Below are 16,304 nucleotides of genomic sequence, written 5' to 3'. Positions count from 1 at the left end.
TCCGTGAAAGACGGGGTATGTTCAGCCGGGCCCGGCTCCGGCGCAGCCTTGAGCTTGATTTCAGCCTGTGAACGTCCATTTCGGATGCGAGCGCCGGCGGTCGGGCCCCGGTACGGCGGCGCAATATCGGCCTTGAAGAAACCGGAAATGTGGTGTGTGTTCGCAACACAAATCGCGCCGGCGATGCGTGCGGACCATTTGATCGGCCGGCCATCCAACAAACGCTCGGGAAGCAAACAATGCGGAAAAACTGGCTGTTCTTGGCGGGCACGATGACCGGCGTCGGGCTGACCCTGATGGTCACGGGTCCCGACGGCGCGCAACTCGTTGCGAAGGCCAAGGCTGCGGCCGGCATGGCCGACACCTATTCGCAGCTCAATCTGTTCGGCGCGGTGTTCGAGCGTGTTCGCGCCGACTATGTCGAGAAGCCGAGCGATCCCGCGCTGATCGAAGGCGCCATCAACGGCATGGTGTCCTCGCTCGATCCGCATTCGCGCTACATGAACGACAAGTCCTGGCGCGACATGCAGGAGACCACGTCCGGCGAGTTCGGCGGACTCGGTCTCGAGGTCACCATGGAGGAGGGCCTAGTCAAGGTCGTCGCGCCGATCGATGACACGCCCGCGTCCAAGGCCGGCGTTCTCTCGGGCGATCTCATCGCCAAGATCGACGGCGAGGCGGTGCAGGGACTGACGCTCGAGCAGGCCGTCGCCAAGATGAAGGGCGGCGTCAACACCAAGACCAAGCTCACCATCATGCGCAAGGGCAAGGACGCACCGCTCGACGTTACGCTGACGCGCGAGATCATCAAGGTGCGCCCGGTCCGCTATCACACCGAAGGCGGCGACATCGGCTATATCCGCATCACATCCTTCAACGAGCAGACCACCGAGAGCCTGCGCAAGGCCGTCGCCAGCATCTCCAAGGACATTCCGCAGGAGAAGCTCGCCGGCTATGTGGTCGACCTGCGCAACAATCCGGGCGGCCTGCTCGATCAGGCGGTGTCGGTCTCCAGCACGTTCCTCTCGCGAGGCGAAGTGGTTTCGACCCGCGGCCGCAATCCTGAGGAGACGCAGCGCTTCACCGCACGCGGCGGCGATCTCACCAAGGGCAAGCCGCTCGTGGTGCTGATCAATGGCGGCTCGGCCTCGGCATCGGAGATCGTGGCGGGCGCGCTGCACGATCACAAGCGTGCAACCCTGGTCGGCACGCGCTCGTTCGGCAAGGGTTCCGTGCAGACCATCATTCCGCTCGGCGCCGGCAATGGCGCGCTGGCGCTGACCACGGCGCGCTACTACACGCCCTCCGGCCGCTCGATCCAGGCGCAGGGCATCGCGCCGGACATCGAGGTCAAGCAGGACGTGCCGGACGAGCTGAAGGATCGCGGCGATCTCAAGGGTGAGGCCGGCATGCGCGGCCATCTCTCGGCGCCCGACGGCACCGAGCAGACCGGCTCGCAGTCCTACGTTCCGCCGGACGAGAAGGACGACAAGGCGCTGCACGCCGCCTTCAACGTGCTGCGCGGCGTCACCGTGAATGCCGACGTCCGTGCCAAGGCGGCGGTGCCGAACTGATCTTTAAGGGTGGCGCCTTGCGGCGCCCGATGCTCACACCCGACGGGGCGGCCCTGAGGCCGTCCCGCCGTGGTTTTCGACCAGCGTGTACAAGCGGACACGGAGTATGTCCGTCTGTGTCCCGTAGATCATGGCGGAGCCGTGGACTTCAAGCGGCGGACGGGACGACTGGTTGGCAGGGTTTGAGTTTGGCTTGTGGAAAAGCCTCAAATTGCAACGGTATTTATCGGTTCGGAACTGGCTCACGCGGCGTTGGGGCGCGAATGGCGGCCGGTTGAGGGATTGGCGCGCTGCGCGGCGAACAATTGCCCCACGTCGGCTGCGGGCTTCGGAGGGCTGAACAGATAGCCCTGCATCTCCGAGCAGCCGAGCCGCTTCAGCACCTGGCGCTGCGCCTCGGTCTCGACGCCCTCGGCGGTCGTCGACATCTTGCGGATGGCGGCGATGTTGACCACGGCCTGGACGATCGCCGCGGAGCCCTCACTCTCGGTGATGTCCTGGACGAAGCAGCGGTCGATCTTGATCTTGTCGAACGGAATGCGCTGGAGGTAGCTGAGGCTCGAATAGCCGGTGCCGAAATCGTCGAGCGCGATACGGACGCCGAGCGCGCGCAACTGGTGCAGGGTGTCGAGCGCGTCGTCGTCGCGGATCAGCACCGCTTCCGTGATCTCGAGCTCCAGCCGATGCGGCGGCAGGCCGGAGGTCGCAAGCGCATTCGCGACCTTGAGCGCCAGGGTGCCGCTCTTGAACTGCACCGGCGAGACGTTGACGGCGAGCCGGATGTCGTCCGGCCAGCTCACAGCCTCGGTACAGGCGACCTGAAGGACGCGTTCGCCGAGCAGGTTGATGAGGCCCGTGTCCTCGGCGATCGGAATGAACTCGGCTGGCGAGACGGTGCCGCGGGTCGGATGCTTCCAGCGCACCAGCGCCTCGCAGCCGACGATGCGGTCGTCCTGCAGGCTCAGACAAGGCTGGTAGTAGACCTCGAGCCGATCGTCGGCGATGGCCTGGCGCAGGTCGACCTCGAGCTGGTGGCGCGCCTTGACCTGGGCGTCCATCTCGGGCTCGAAGAAGCGCCAGGTGCGCCGTCCCGCGGCCTTGGCGGCGTACATCGCCAGATCGGCATTTTTCATGATCTGGTCGAGATCGGTGCCGTGCTCGGGGATCAGCGCCACGCCGATCGAGGCGTCGGCGGTGAGCTGATGGCCGAGGCAGTAGCGCGGGGCGCGGATCGCGCTGAGAATATCCTCGATCAGCTGTTCGACGTCCTCGCGGTTGCGGATGGCCGTCTGAACCACGGCGAACTCGTCGCCGCCGAGGCGGGCGACGAATCCCGTGGTGCCGACACAGGCGCTCAGGCTCGCCGCGACGGATTTCAACAGCTCGTCGCCGACGAGGTGGCCGAGCGAATCGTTGACGCCCTTGAACTCGTCGATGTCGATGTAGTGCAGCGCGAGGCGCCGGCCTTGGAGGACGCCGGTCAGCTCCTCCTTGAGGCGCTCGTGAAACAGGGTGCGGTTCGGCAGATCCGTCAGGGCATCATAGTGCGCCAGATGCGTGATCTGCTCCTCGGACCGTTTGCGCTCGGTAATGTCCTCGTGGGTGGCGAGCCAGCCGCCGCCCGCGATCGGCTCGTTGACGATCTGGATCCAGCGACCGTCCGTGGTCTCGATGATCTGCGAGGTCTTGCGGCCGATGTCGCGCAGCACCGCATCGGCATATTCGCCGTCGTCGCCCGCGAGCGAGCCGGTCGCCTTGCGGTGCGCGATCAACTCGCGGAACGTGCAGCCTGGTTTCACGACGTCGGCAGACAGGCCGTACATGTCGACGTAGCGCTGGTTGCTGATGACCAGGCGCTCCGATGCGTCGAACAGCAGGAGGCCCTGGGTCATGTTGTTGACGGCCTTGTCGAGCCGTTCCTTCTCCAGCGTCAAGCGGCGGCTGGAGGCGTCGTGGTCGCTGATCAACCGGCGCACCACGACGTAGAGCATGCCGGCGATCAGCAGCACCGAGGTCACGCCGACGGCGATCAGGAAGCGCATCTGCTCGCGCCAGTCGGCGAGCGCCGCCGAGACCGTCGTCGTCGCGGTCACGATCAAGGGATAGCTCGTCAGCCGGTGCGATGCGCCGATGCGGTGCTCGCCGTCGACGGGGCTGCTGAAAATGCCCGTGGTGTTGCCATCGCCGGCCAGGATCTGGCGGAAGATCGGCGCGCTCTTGTAGTTCTGGTTCTGCATGCCCTCGTGGCGTGGATGGCGGGCCAGAAGGGTTCCGTCGCGATGCATCATCGAGATCGCCGCGTCGGGCCCGAGCGCGACGGAGGCGAAGAACCGCTCGACATTGATGGGTTCGAGGCTGCGGCCGATGATGCCCAGGAACTCGCCGTTGGGACTGGTCAGCTTCAGGGCGATGACCGCGACATATGTGCCGGTGATCCGGCCCACGACCGGTTCGATCAGCAATTGCGGCGCGGTCGGATCGGCTTTCAGCCGCTTGAAAAAGGTGCGATCGGCAATATTGACGGGCGGCACCGGCCAGGCCGCTCCGGAGTTGATCAGGTTGCCGTCGGAGTCGAAGATGTTCAGACCGCCGACATAGGTCACCGCGCTCAGCTTGTCCTTCAGCATGGCATTGACGGCGGCGCTTCCCATCTGCTCCTTGAAGCGGGCGCCGGTGTCGATATGGTTCTGTCGGACGTAGTTGGCGAGATCGCGCTGGATCGCGCCGAGATCCTCCATCTGCTGATCGAAATGACGCGCCAGTAGAAGGACGGTGTTCTCCAGCTCGCGCGTCGCGCTGTTCAGCGCGCGTTCCCGGAAACTGTCGGCCATGATGGTCGTGCCGATCGCGATGGCTGCAATCAGCACGAGGCCTCCGCCGACCAGCCAGCGGATCGGTCCACCGCGGTCGGTCGAAGCTCTGAGGGCATTCCGTGGACTAGCGTTGGTCGTCATCGGTCCTGAATACGCTTGCGATAGGCGCTTCGGGATGGAACCGCTACGATGTCCCTCCCACAACCATTGCTATAGGCCCGCTATGGAAGTGAGGTTAGGAAGTTGAGTTAGCGAACAATTAATTCGAAGTTGTATTTGGTTTTCCAATACCTTCAGGCGCGATAACGCCCGGACTTGCCGCCGATCTTCTCGGTCAAACGGATACCTTCGATGCGCACGCCGCGCTCGGCGGCCTTGATCATGTCGTAGATCGTCAGGCAGGTGACGGACACGGCCGTTAGGGCTTCCATCTCGACGCCGGTCGGCCCGGTGACCTTGACGGTTGCACTGACGATGCAGCCGGGCAGCGCAGCGTCGGGGGTGATGTCGACGGTGACCTTGGAGAGCGCCAGCGGGTGGCACAGCGGGATGAGCTCGGATGTGCGCTTGGCGGCCATGATGCCGGCAATGCGAGCCGTGCCGAGTACGTCGCCCTTCTTGGCGTTGCCGGAGATGATGAGCTCGAGCGTCGCGGGACTCATCACCACGCGGCCTTCGGCTGTTGCCGTGCGCTCCGTTGCAGCCTTGTCCGACACGTCGACCATGCGGGCTTCGCCACGAGCATCGATGTGGGTGAGGGCGGGAGCGCCGGGTGACTTGTCGGACATTGTCACTCAGCCGCGCTGGCGGAGGCGGCATCGCGCGCGAGCAACGCGCGGGTCGCCGCCGTGACGTCCGCCTGCCGCATCAGGCTCTCGCCGACCAGGAAGGTCTGGATGCCGACGCGCGCCAGGCGCGCGAGATCGGCCGGCGTGAAGATGCCGCTCTCGCCGACCAGCAGACGCTCCTTCGGGACCAGCGGCGCCAGCGTCTCGGAGGTCGCCAGCGTGGTCTCGAAGGTGCGCAGGTTGCGGTTGTTGATGCCGATCATCGGCGAGCGCAGCTTCAGCGCGCGATCGAGCTCGGCGCGATCATGGATCTCGATCAGCACATCCATGCCGTGGGCGAGCGCGGCGGCCTCGATCTCCGCAGCCGCGGCGTCATCGAGCGCGGCCATGATGATCAGGATGCAGTCGGCGCCATGAGCGCGAGCCTCGACCACCTGATAGGTGTCGAACATGAAGTCCTTGCGCAGCACGGGCAGGGCGGTCGCGGCGCGTGCGGCGACCATGAAGTCCAGATGGCCCTGGAACGACGGCGTGTCGGTCAGCACCGAGAGGCAGGCCGCGCCGCCGGCCTCATAGGCCCTGGCGAGAACAGGCGGATCGAAATCGGCGCGGATCAACCCCTTCGACGGCGAAGCCTTCTTCACCTCCGCGATCAGCGCGTAGTCGCGGTTCGCATGCTTGGCTCGGATCGCCGCGACGAAGCCGCGCGGCGCTGAGGCATCACGCGCTCGCGCCTCGAGATCCGACAGCGGGCACGCCCGCTTGGCGGCCGCGATCTCCTCGCGCTTATAGGCTTCGATCTTGGCCAGGATATCCGACATGGCGCGCTCCGCAGATCAGTCGTTCGAGACGTCGATCAGCTGCTTCAGCCGCGCTGCTGCGGCGCCGCTGTCGAGCGAATCCCGGCCGATTGCGACGCCTTCCTTCAGCGTCTTGGCGCGGCCGGAGACAACCAGCGCCGCCGCGGCGTTCAGCAGGGCCACATCGCGATAGGGACTCGGCAGGCCATCGAGCACACTCTGCAGCGCCACGGCGTTGGCCGCCGCGTCACCGCCCTTCAGACCATCGCTGCCGCACAGGCCAAGCCCGGCCTCCTCGGGCGAGACCTCGAAGGTACGGATATGGCCGTTCTCCAGGGCGGCGACGAAGGTCGGGCCGGTCAAGGTGATCTCGTCGAGCCCGTCGGAGCCGTGCACGACCCAGGCGGCTTCCGAGCCAAGATTCTTCAGCACCTGTGCCAACGGCTCCACCCATTGCCGCGAAAACACGCCGACCATCTGGCGCCTGACGCCGGCCGGATTGGACAGGGGACCGAGCAGATTGAAGATCGTGCGAGTGGCGAGCTCGACCCGGGTCGGACCGACGTTCTTCATCGCCGGATGATGCGCGGGCGCGAACATGAAGCCGATGCCGGCCTCACGCACGCAGCGTCCGACCTGGTCGGGCTTCAGATCGATCTTGACGCCGAGCGCGGCGAGCACGTCGGCTGCGCCCGAGCGCGACGACAGCGCGCGGTTGCCGTGCTTGGCGACCGGCACGCCGGCGCCGGCCACGATGAAGGAGGCGCAGGTCGAGACGTTGACCGAGCCAGAGCCGTCACCGCCGGTGCCGACGATGTCGACCGCGCTCGCCGGCGCGTCGACGCGCAGCATCTTCGCCCGCATCACGCTGACGGCGCCGGTGATCTCCTCGACCGTCTCGCCGCGCACACGCAGCGCCATCAGCAGCGCGCCCATCTGCGACGGCGTCGCCTCGCCCGACATCATGCTGTCGAAGGCGGACGCCGCCTCCTCGCGGGACAGCGGCGCGCCGGTCGCCAACTTGCCAATGATCGACTTGAGATCGTCCATCGCGTGCCCCTAGCGATCCGTCATTGGTTGCTGCTGCCGCCGCCGACCACCTGGGCCACGGCAGCCTCGTTGATCGTCGTCCCGATGTCCTTCTCGAGCTTCATGACATAGGCCGTGCCTTGCTCGTCGGCGAGCGCGCGCTGCAACTGGTCCTTCAGCTTCTTGGTGTCTTCGGACGCGAGGTCGACCTTCGGCTCGATGATGTCGGTGACACGGAACACAATCCACTGCCGGCCGCCATCAGCCTCGGTCTGGCCGACGCCGTCCTTCGCCGTGCGGAATGCGGCGGTGATCGCTCCGGTGGGGACGCCGGGAACCGAGGCGTCGCGCTTGAACGCGCTGGCCGTCTCGACCTTCACGCCGAGCGATGCCGCCTCGTCGGCGAGCTTGCCGCCCTCGTTGAGCTTCTTGACCAGCTCGGTGGCCTTCGCGCGCAGCTTGGCTGCGACCTCGTCGTCGCGCCAGCGCGCGGCGACCTGATCCTTGACCTCGTCGAGGGGGCGATCGCGCGGCGGGGTGATGCCGAGAACCTCGAACCAGACATAGCCGCCGCGGAACGAGATCGGCTCGTTGTCGACACCGACGTCGCTGTTGAAGGCCTGCGCAACGACATCCAGGCCAAGCGGGATGTTCGAAACGGGCTGGCCGTTGGGTTGCTTGCCGGACCTGTCGACCGCTTCGAGCGTGACGGCATTGAGACCGAGCTTCTTGGCGGCCTCTGACACGCTGGCGCCACCGCCGCGCTCGTCTTCCATCTTGTCGCGAAGATTGGCGACTTGCGACTTGGCGCGGTCGGCTGCGATCTCTTTCTTGATGTCGGCAGCGACGCTCTCATATTCCGGCTGTTGGCCCGGCTGAATCGCGCTGACCTTGACCAGCGCCACGTTGAACGCGCCCTTGACCGGCTGGCTGACCTCGCCGGTCGGCAGCGAGAAGGCGGTATCGGCAACGACAGGGTCGAGAATCGCCGATTTCGTCACCAGACCGAGATCGAGATCGGCTGGGTTGAGGTTGCGCTCCTTGGCGAGCTCGTCGAACGTGACTTCACCCGCGGCGATCCGGGCGCGCGCCGCTTGTGCCTCCTCCATGGTGGGGAAGGTCATCTGCTGGGCCTGGCGCTTCTCCGGCGTGCCCATCAGCGCCTTGCGCTGGTCGAACAGCTTCCTGGCGTCCTCGTCAGATACGTCGGTCCACTTGCCGATCTCTTCGGGCGTCACCACGACGAAGGAGATCTTGCGATATTCCGGCGCCTTGAACTGGGCTTTGTGCTCTTCGAAATAGGACGCGAGAACCTCGGGCGAGGGCGCATCGATGGTGCCGGCCTGCGCCGCGTCGAGCTTGATGTAATCGATCGAGCGCTGCTCGTTCTGGAAGCGGCCGAGCGCCTCGAGCATCGTGTTGGACGGCTCCAGCCCGGCCGCGATCGTGCCGGTGATCTGCCGCCGCAGCGACTGTCGGCGCTGGTCAGCCAGATAGCGCTGCTCGGTGAAGCCGAAATTGCGGATGATGGCCTGGAAACGCTGCGGGTCGAACGCCCCGTTCGGGCCCTTGAAGTTGGGATCGCTGAGGATCACCCGCATGGTCTCCGCATCGGACTGGGCGAGACCGAGACGGCGGGCCTGCTCGTCGAGGGCGGCTTCCGCAATCGTCTGCTGCAGAACGGAGCGGTCGAGCCCGAACATGCGGGCCTGCTCGGTGGTCAGCGGACGGCCGAGCTGGCGGCCGATCTGCTGCAGCCGGTCGGTATAGATCTGCCGGAACTCGTTGACCGAGATCTCCGTGCGTCCCACGGTTGCAGCCGTCGACTGCCCGAAGCCGCGGAAGATGTCGGCGATGCCCCAGATGCCGAAACTGACGATCAAAACGCCCATGACCACCGCCATGATGGTCTTGCCGAGCCAGTTTGATGAGGCCTTGCGTAATCCTCGAAGCATGGGTCCAGTCTGTCTGCAGGAAAAAGGATGAAGAGGCCGCGCCTTAAAGCAGATTCCGCAAAAGGCCGTCACCGAGTTGAAACGGCTTATAAAGAGGCCGCCGCCCGGTCGCAACCTCGGCCCTGAGGCCGATTGAAGCGGTGGGAAGACGGCTCCCGCTCTGGTGCTCGTCGAAGGGCTCTGCTAGCCGATGTCCGTCACAACATTTGCTGGAATCCCGCCATGACCGACCGCATCCGGCCGCTGATCGCCGGCAACTGGAAAATGAACGGCCTGAAGGCCTCGACCGCCGAGTTCGACGCCATGCTGGCCGGAGCCGCCGAGGTCACCGGCAAGGCCGATCTGCTGGTCTGTCCGCCCGCCACTCTGGTGGCAGGCTTTGCCGAGAGGGCACGCGGCACCCACGCGATCGCGGTCGGGGCCCAGGATTGCCACCCCAAGGCGTCGGGAGCCCATACCGGGGACATCTCGGCGGAGATGCTGGCCGATGCCGGCGCCAGCGCCATCATCGTCGGCCATTCCGAACGGCGCGCCGATCATGGCGAAACCGATGTTGTGGTGCACCAGAAGACTGAGGCGGTGTGGCGCGCCGGATTGGTCGCGATCGTTTGCGTCGGCGAAACCCAGCAGCAGCGCGATGCCGGGCAAACGCTCGACATCCTGCGCGGCCAGCTCAACCTCAGTCTGCCGCAGGGCTCACGGGCCGACAACCTGGTCGTGGCCTATGAGCCGGTCTGGGCGATCGGCACCGGCCTGACCCCGACCGCCAAGGATGTCGAGCAGATTCATGCCTTTATCAGAGAGCTGCTGATCGATCGCTTCAAGCAGGAGGGAGCGCGGACGCGCATCCTCTATGGCGGCTCAGTGAAGCCCTCCAATGCGGCCGAGCTGATGGCGGTCGCGAATGTCAACGGCGCGCTGGTCGGCGGCGCCAGCCTGAAAGCCTCGGACTTTCTCGCCATTGCGAAGGGCTGTTGAGAAGCGACGTGAGCGAAAACGCGCCAAGCGTTTCAGTCCGCCTGTTCGATTCGCTTCCAATAGATCTTCGTGCCGGTGAGGCCGCCATGCGGCTTCAAGGCATAGTCCGGAATGGTTCCGCTCAGCTGGAAGCCGACGCTTTCATAGAGCTGTGAGGCGCCCCCATCCTCGGCGGTATCGAGGACCAGCATCGTCCGCCCATGCGCGCGGGCGAGGTTTTCGGCCGCGCGCAGCAGCGCGGTCGCGATTCCGCGTTTGCGGTGGCTGATGCGCGTCATCATCTTTGCGATCTCGGCGCGGTGCGGCTGGTTCGGCGGCAGCTTCAGCTGCAACGTCACTGTCGCGATCACATCCTCGCCGTCGAAGGCACCAAGAACGGCTCGTTCGCCGCGCGCCGCGGCCGAAAGCGATTCCCGCCAGAACGCGTCGGCATCCTCCTCGCGAAGCGGGTGCATGAAGCTGACCGAGCCACCATGGGCGACCGTTTCGATCAGCATTGCGCGAAGCGCAGCCCGGATTGCCGGCGTATCTGACAGGGCCGCGATTCGGGGCGGGGACATTCTCAACTCCTGGCAAGGGCGACGACGTAGACGCAGGGCGCGTCGGTCTCATTGGCAAAGGTGGTGTCGATCGGTGGGCCGAAGCCGAGGCAGTCGCCCGGCCCGAGCACGTGACGTTCCGCGCCTTCCGTGATGGTGAGGTGCCCGTTCTGAACCCAGAGGAGCTGGCGGATGTGGATGTAGGAGGAGGCCGGCAAGGTCACGCTGCGGTGCGCCGGCATCTCGACGGTCACCAATTCGATCGGATGATCCGGCCTGAGAAAGACCTGGCGCCTGACGTAGCCCGTGTCCGGGTCGCGCCAGACCGGCTGCTCGGCGGCCTTGGACAGGCGCTCCGACTGGGCTTCGGCGCGGAGCATCAGGCCGGCCAGCGTGAGATCGAACGCGCTCGCGAGCTTGACCAGAATGACCGCGGTCGGGCTGACCTCGGCGCGCTCGATCTTGCTGATGGTGGCCTTTGACACGCCCGAGCGTTCGGCGAGGTCGGCCAGCGACCACCCACGGCCGTCCCGTTCCAGCAGCAGGCGACGGGCGAGCCTCTGGCTGAAGTTGTCTATTATTTGATCCATTCGTCTCTAATAGTGGATATTGAAGCGGCCGGCAAGTGTCGACCCGGAGGGCGACGTCGGCGCTTGTGCGAAGCGCGGTTGGGATTATCTGCGGGGTGGCGTTGCTCGACATGATCGTGTAACACCGCGCAAATTTCCGAATAGCCCGCGAAGCTCTCGCGATCCCGGCCCCCGGTCGGGGCCTGCGAGGGCTTGTGACGGAAGGTCACCATGCAGACTGTCTTGATCGTCATCCACCTCATGATTGTCGCCGTCCTGATCGGTACGGTGCTGTTGCAGAAATCCGAGGGCGGTGGCCTTGGCATGGGCGGCGGCGCCGGTTTCATGTCGAGCCGCGGCACGGCCAACCTGCTAACGCGCACGACCGCGATCCTGGCACTCCTCTTCTTCCTAACCAGCCTGGCGCTGACTTGGCTCGCGGGTCTGGATCGCAAGCCGACCTCGATTCTCAACAACCTGCCGGGGCAGACCCAGTCAGGCGGAGCGACCCCAGTGGCGCCGACCGCGGGCGGCGTGCTCGACCAGCTCAAGAAGGCCGACGAGCAGCAGGCACCCGCGGCTCCGGCTGCGCCGCAGGCCCCGCAGTCGCAATAACGCGGGCAAGCCATGCAGGAACGCAATTGGCGTCCTGCGTCAGGAGGCGGTCTCAAGTAACTGAGACCATTAATATTTTGAAGTAACCCACAGGCCCGCGACATGGTTGCGGGCTGCAAGCGATTCGTTTTGGCGAATCGAGCGCGCGGCATTAAAGGTAGGGTCCCATGGCGCGGTACATCTTCATCACCGGCGGCGTGGTTTCCTCGCTCGGAAAGGGTCTGGCTTCAGCCGCGTTAGGCGCGCTGCTGCAGGCCCGCGGCTACAAGGTCCGGCTTCGCAAGCTCGACCCCTATCTCAACCTCGATCCCGGCACGATGTCGCCGTATCAGCACGGCGAAGTGTTCGTGACCGATGACGGTGCCGAGACCGATCTCGATCTCGGTCATTACGAACGCTTTACCGGCCGGCCGGCGACCAAGGCCGACAACATCACCACGGGCCGGATCTATCAGGACATACTGACCAAGGAGCGGCGCGGCGACTATCTCGGCGCGACCATCCAGGTCGTCCCGCACGTGACGAATGCGATCAAGGATTTCGTCCTGTCCGGGAATGACGAGTACGATTTCGTGCTGGTCGAGATCGGCGGCACCGTCGGCGACATCGAGGGCCTGCCGTTCTTTGAGGCGATCCGGCAGCTCGGCAACGAGCTGCCGCGCCATCACGCGATCTACATCCATCTCACGCTGCTGCCTTACATTCCGAGCGCCGGCGAGTTGAAGACCAAGCCGACGCAGCATTCGGTGAAGGAGCTGCGCTCGATCGGCATCCAGCCGGACATCCTGCTGTGCCGCACCGACCGTCCGATCCCGAAGGAGGAGCGGCGCAAGCTCGGCCTGTTCTGCAACGTGCGTGAAAGCGCCGTCATCGAGGCGCGTGACGTCGACAACATCTATGCCGTGCCGGAGGCCTATCATGCCGCCGGCCTCGACGACGAGGTGCTGGCCGCGTTCGGCATCGAGCCGCGGGTGCCGCCGGCGCTGGCGAGCTGGCACACGATCAATGAGCGCGTCCGCAATCCGGAAGGCGACGTCACGATCGCGATCGTCGGCAAGTACACCGGCATGAAGGACGCCTACAAATCGCTGATCGAGGCGCTGTCGCATGGCGGCATCGCCAACAAGGTCCGCGTCAAGCTCGACTGGATCGAGAGCGAGGTGTTCGAGAACGAGGACCCCGCGCCGTTCCTCGAGCACGTCAACGGCATCCTGGTGCCCGGCGGCTTCGGCCAGCGCGGCGCCGAGGGCAAGATCCGCGCGGCGCGGTTCGCCCGGGAGCGTGACGTGCCGTATTTCGGCATCTGCTTCGGCATGCAGATGGCGGTGATCGAAGCGGCGCGCAATCTCGTCGGCATCACCGAGGCCAACTCGACCGAGTTCGGCCCGACGCCGGAGCCGCTCGTCGGCCTGATGACGGAATGGCTGCGCGGCAACGAACTGGAGAAGCGCTCCAAGAGCGGCGATCTCGGCGGCACGATGCGGCTCGGCGCCTATCCTGCGGCGCTCAAGCGCGGCAGCCGCGTCTCCGAGGTCTATGGCGGTGCCACCGAGATATCCGAGCGCCATCGCCACCGCTACGAGGTCAACACCGCCTACAAGGACCGGCTCGAGCAGCACGGTCTGAAGTTCTCCGGCCTGTCGCCGGACGGCGTGCTGCCGGAGATCGTGGAATATGAGGACCATCCCTGGTTCATCGGCGTCCAGTTCCACCCCGAGCTGAAATCGCGGCCATTCGAGCCGCATCCGCTGTTTGCGTCCTTCATCCAGGCGGCGATGGTGCAGTCGCGGCTGGTCTGACGACCGTCTTTGACGGTGTGGCCGAATATTGCGAGAACGCTCCCGATCCAACAGATCAGGGAGTGACCAATGATCTACGAGAGCCGCATCTATCGCTGCATTCCAGGCCGGCTGCCGGCGCTGCTGAAGCGCTTCGAGACCACGACGCTGAAGCTGTGGGAGAAGCACGGCATCCGGCCGGTCGGATTCTTCACGACCCTGATCGGCGAATCCAACCAGGACCTGACCTATTTCCTGGCCTGGGAATCGCTCGCCGAGCGCGAGATCAAGTGGACCAAGTTCATGACCGATCCCGATTGGATCACGGCGCGCGCCAAGAGCGAGGAGGACGGCCAGATCGTCGCCAACATCACCAGCCAGTTCCTGGTGCCGACGGCGTTCTCGGCGTTGAAATAGGGCCCTTGCACGGGAGCCGGGATGCGCGGATGGCCTCATCCCCGCAACCCTGCTATTCGCGGGCACGCGCCGGGTTGATCCGGCAGCCAGCGCTGGGCCATGGTCGCGCGCCCACAAGAGGATGATGTCGTGAACGCTTCGATCTCTGCCGCGCCGGTCGTCAGCCTCGGCTCCGTCAAGTTTGGCAATCAGCTGCCGCTCGCGGTCATCGCCGGCCCGTGCCAGCTCGAGAGCCGGGCTCATGCGCTCGAGGTCGCCTCGGCGCTGAAGGAGATCGCGACGCGGCTGAACATCGGGCTCGTCTACAAGACCTCGTTCGACAAGGCCAACCGCAGCAGCGGCTCGGCTGCGCGCGGCCTCGGGCTTTCGCAGTCGCTGCCGATCTTCGCCGAGATCCGCGCGTCGCTCGGCCTGCCCGTGCTGACTGACGTCCACGATGCGAGTCAGTGCGCCGAGGTGGCGCAGGCGGTCGACGTGCTGCAGATCCCGGCCTTCCTGTGCCGGCAGACTGACCTGCTGCTCGCGGCCGCCGCGACCGGCAAGGTCGTCAACGTCAAGAAGGGCCAATTCCTGGCGCCATGGGACATGGCCAATGTGGTCGCCAAGATCACGAGCGCCGGCAATCCCAACGTGCTGGTCACCGAGCGCGGCGCGTCGTTCGGTTACAACACGCTGGTCTCGGACATGCGTTCGCTGCCGATCATGGCGCGCACGACCGGCGCACCCGTGATCTTCGATGCAACTCATTCGGTGCAGCAGCCGGGCGGGAAGGGCACATCCTCTGGCGGCGAGCGCGAATTCGTGCCGGTGCTGGCGCGGGCGGCAGTGGCCGTCGGCGTCGCCGGCGTCTTCATCGAGACGCATCCGGATCCCGATCATGCGCCCTCCGACGGTCCGAACATGGTGCCGCTCGCCGAGTTCGAAGGCCTGCTGCGCACGCTGATGGCGTTCGATGCGCTCGCCAAGGTGCAGGCGGCGCCCGCTGCGCGCTGATGCACCAGACCGTGGCAAAACCCTCGCAGCAGCGCTTTCCTCCCGCCGTCAACATCATCGCGCTGGCCGGCTTCTCGGCGGCGCTGTCGACGCGGGCGCTCGATCCGGTGCTGCCGCATGTCGCCGAGGATTTCGCGATCAGCATCACCACGGCGGCGAGCATCGCCGCGGGCTATGCGCTGATCTACGCATTGATCCAGCCAGCGATCGGCGCCGCCGCCGATCTGTTCGGCAAGGCGCGGCTGATGACGCTGTGCCTGGCGCTGCTCGGTGTCGCCAGCCTGCTCGGCGCGCTCGCCACCTCGTTTCCGCTGTTGTTCGCGACGCGTATCCTCGCGGGCATCGCCTCGGGCGGCGTGTTTCCGGTGGCGCTTGGGCTGACCAGCGATCTCGTCGCGCCCGACAAGCGGCAGGTTGCGATCGGCCGCACGCTCGCGGGCTCGATGGCCGGCAACCTGCTCGGCGCCACGGCATCGGGCATCATCGGCGATTTCATCGGCTGGCGCGGCGTGCTCGCAATCCTCGGCGCGCTCGGGCTGATCGCCTCCTTCGCGGTGGCGGCAGGCTTTCGCGGTGCCAAGGTCACGCATGCGCCGACCACCGATCTCGCCGCGCTGAGGAAGGGCTACCGCACCATCTTCACCAACCCCAATTCGCGCTTCTGCTTCTCGGCGGTGTTCGTCGAAGGCTGCTGCGTGTTCGGGCTGTTTCCGTTCATCGCCTCGTTCCTGTTCGATCTCGGCGAGACCTCGCTGTCGATCGCGGGCATCGTCATCGCAGGCTTCGCGGTCGGCGGGCTGTTCTACACGTTCACGGTGTCGAACTTCCTGCCGCGGCTCGGCGTCAAGGGCATGATGATCACGGGCGCTGCCCTGGTCGGGCTGCAGCTCGCCGCGCTCGCCTTCGGCCCGGGCTGGAAGCTGCAGTTCGGCTGCATGCTGCTGATGGGCTGGGGCTTCTACATGATCCATGGCTGCCTGCAGGTGTTCGCCAGCGAGCTGTCGATCGGGGCGCGCGCGACCGCGATGTCGCTGCACTCGTTCTTCTTCTTCATGGGCCAGACGGTCGGCCCGATCGCCTATGGCTTCGGCCTGGTCCATGGCGGCAAGCAGCCGACGCTGCTGATCGCCGCCATCATGATGGTCGTGCTCGGCTTCGCCTGCGCCGCGCTGCTGCGGCAGCGGCCGCCGGCGGATGCAGCGGCGACGTGACGGCGCGCTCGTTTGCGAGCCGGCCATCCTTTCCTCGCTGTTGATGCTGATGCTGCGCGCCTCTGACATGGCGTGTTGCTGTCGTTGACACGGACGCACCGCCCCGATCTCGCGGCGCATCGGCGTCCGAGCTTTGCCTTTGAGAGTGCCCTTTTCCGAGAAGAGGGCACGGGGAATGCCGGGAGCTGGCCGCCCCCATGGCCCGCCAGCGAGAAAAAATGCTGGCGGCAGGAACCACAGGTTCA

The 16,304-nt window shown here is 65.9% G+C and carries 14 protein-coding genes; 7 read left to right on the top strand and 7 right to left on the bottom strand.

Going from position 1 to position 16,304, the window contains the following annotated elements; translation table 11 throughout:
• Window positions 1–239 precede the first annotated feature (239 nt).
• Entirely contained in the window at window positions 240–1,574 is a 1,335-nt protein-coding gene (locus tag QX051_RS03155) for a S41 family peptidase (RefSeq protein WP_315738209.1), read from the top strand.
• A 242-nt stretch (window positions 1,575–1,816) separates the two neighbouring features.
• Here QX051_RS03155 and QX051_RS03150 read toward each other — a convergent pair whose 3' ends face one another.
• The 5 genes from QX051_RS03150 to QX051_RS03130 all read right to left on the bottom strand — a co-directional run bounded on the left by QX051_RS03150 (window position 1,817) and on the right by QX051_RS03130 (window position 8,959).
• Window positions 1,817–4,528: an EAL domain-containing protein gene (locus tag QX051_RS03150; RefSeq protein ID WP_315775018.1), complete on the bottom strand. Its 2,712-nt coding sequence runs from the start codon at window positions 4,526–4,528 to the stop codon at window positions 1,817–1,819.
• A gap of 152 nt (window positions 4,529–4,680) precedes the next feature.
• Entirely contained in the window at window positions 4,681–5,175 is a 495-nt protein-coding gene (gene moaC, locus QX051_RS03145) for a cyclic pyranopterin monophosphate synthase MoaC (RefSeq protein WP_315775016.1), read from the bottom strand.
• A 2-nt stretch (window positions 5,176–5,177) separates the two neighbouring features.
• Entirely contained in the window at window positions 5,178–5,996 is an 819-nt protein-coding gene (gene trpC / locus QX051_RS03140) for an indole-3-glycerol phosphate synthase TrpC (RefSeq protein WP_315738206.1), read from the bottom strand.
• A 15-nt stretch (window positions 5,997–6,011) separates the two neighbouring features.
• On the bottom strand, window positions 6,012–7,025 hold the full coding sequence (trpD, locus tag QX051_RS03135) for an anthranilate phosphoribosyltransferase (RefSeq protein WP_315775015.1): 1,014 nt from the start codon (window positions 7,023–7,025) through the stop codon (window positions 6,012–6,014).
• A 20-nt stretch (window positions 7,026–7,045) separates the two neighbouring features.
• Window positions 7,046–8,959 carry a peptidylprolyl isomerase gene (locus QX051_RS03130; RefSeq protein WP_315775014.1) on the bottom strand — a complete coding sequence of 638 codons (1,914 nt, stop codon included), beginning with the start codon at window positions 8,957–8,959 and terminating at the stop codon, window positions 7,046–7,048.
• A 222-nt stretch (window positions 8,960–9,181) separates the two neighbouring features.
• On the opposite strand from QX051_RS03130, the gene tpiA reads away from it, so the two are divergent.
• Window positions 9,182–9,937, top strand: coding sequence for a triose-phosphate isomerase (gene tpiA / locus QX051_RS03125; protein WP_315775013.1), 756 nt, complete (start codon window positions 9,182–9,184; stop codon window positions 9,935–9,937).
• A 32-nt stretch (window positions 9,938–9,969) separates the two neighbouring features.
• Here the strand turns inward: tpiA and QX051_RS03120 are convergent, their stop codons facing one another.
• A complete protein-coding gene (locus tag QX051_RS03120) occupies window positions 9,970–10,497 on the bottom strand; it encodes a GNAT family N-acetyltransferase (protein WP_315775011.1) in 528 nt (175 codons plus the stop codon).
• A 2-nt stretch (window positions 10,498–10,499) separates the two neighbouring features.
• Window positions 10,500–11,066, bottom strand: coding sequence for an XRE family transcriptional regulator (locus QX051_RS03115; protein ID WP_315775010.1), 567 nt, complete (start codon window positions 11,064–11,066; stop codon window positions 10,500–10,502).
• Window positions 11,067–11,276: 210 nt separating this feature from the next.
• Between QX051_RS03115 and secG the strand changes: the two genes are divergently transcribed.
• The 5 genes from secG to QX051_RS03090 all read left to right on the top strand — a co-directional run bounded on the left by secG (window position 11,277) and on the right by QX051_RS03090 (window position 16,059).
• Window positions 11,277–11,660: a preprotein translocase subunit SecG gene (gene secG, locus QX051_RS03110; RefSeq protein WP_315738200.1), complete on the top strand. Its 384-nt coding sequence runs from the start codon at window positions 11,277–11,279 to the stop codon at window positions 11,658–11,660.
• A gap of 167 nt (window positions 11,661–11,827) precedes the next feature.
• On the top strand, window positions 11,828–13,459 hold the full coding sequence (locus QX051_RS03105) for a CTP synthase (protein ID WP_315775009.1): 1,632 nt from the start codon (window positions 11,828–11,830) through the stop codon (window positions 13,457–13,459).
• A 69-nt stretch (window positions 13,460–13,528) separates the two neighbouring features.
• The gene (locus QX051_RS03100) at window positions 13,529–13,855 is read left to right on the top strand and encodes an NIPSNAP family protein (protein ID WP_315775008.1); all 327 of its coding nucleotides are present in this window, start codon (window positions 13,529–13,531) and stop codon (window positions 13,853–13,855) included.
• 129 nt (window positions 13,856–13,984) lie between these two features.
• Window positions 13,985–14,848, top strand: coding sequence for a 3-deoxy-8-phosphooctulonate synthase (gene kdsA, locus QX051_RS03095; protein ID WP_315775007.1), 864 nt, complete (start codon window positions 13,985–13,987; stop codon window positions 14,846–14,848).
• Window positions 14,848–16,059: an MFS transporter gene (locus QX051_RS03090; RefSeq protein ID WP_315775006.1), complete on the top strand. Its 1,212-nt coding sequence runs from the start codon at window positions 14,848–14,850 to the stop codon at window positions 16,057–16,059. The genes kdsA and QX051_RS03090 overlap by 1 nt, the downstream gene beginning before the upstream one ends.
• Window positions 16,060–16,304: the final 245 nt, after the last annotated feature.

It is taken from the genome of Bradyrhizobium sp. SZCCHNR1053, from assembly GCF_032381235.1.
Taxonomy (GTDB): Bacteria; Pseudomonadota; Alphaproteobacteria; order Rhizobiales; family Xanthobacteraceae; genus Bradyrhizobium.
Note: the sequence above shows the minus strand (reverse complement) of the source record. Positions and strands in the feature narration are given on the sequence as shown.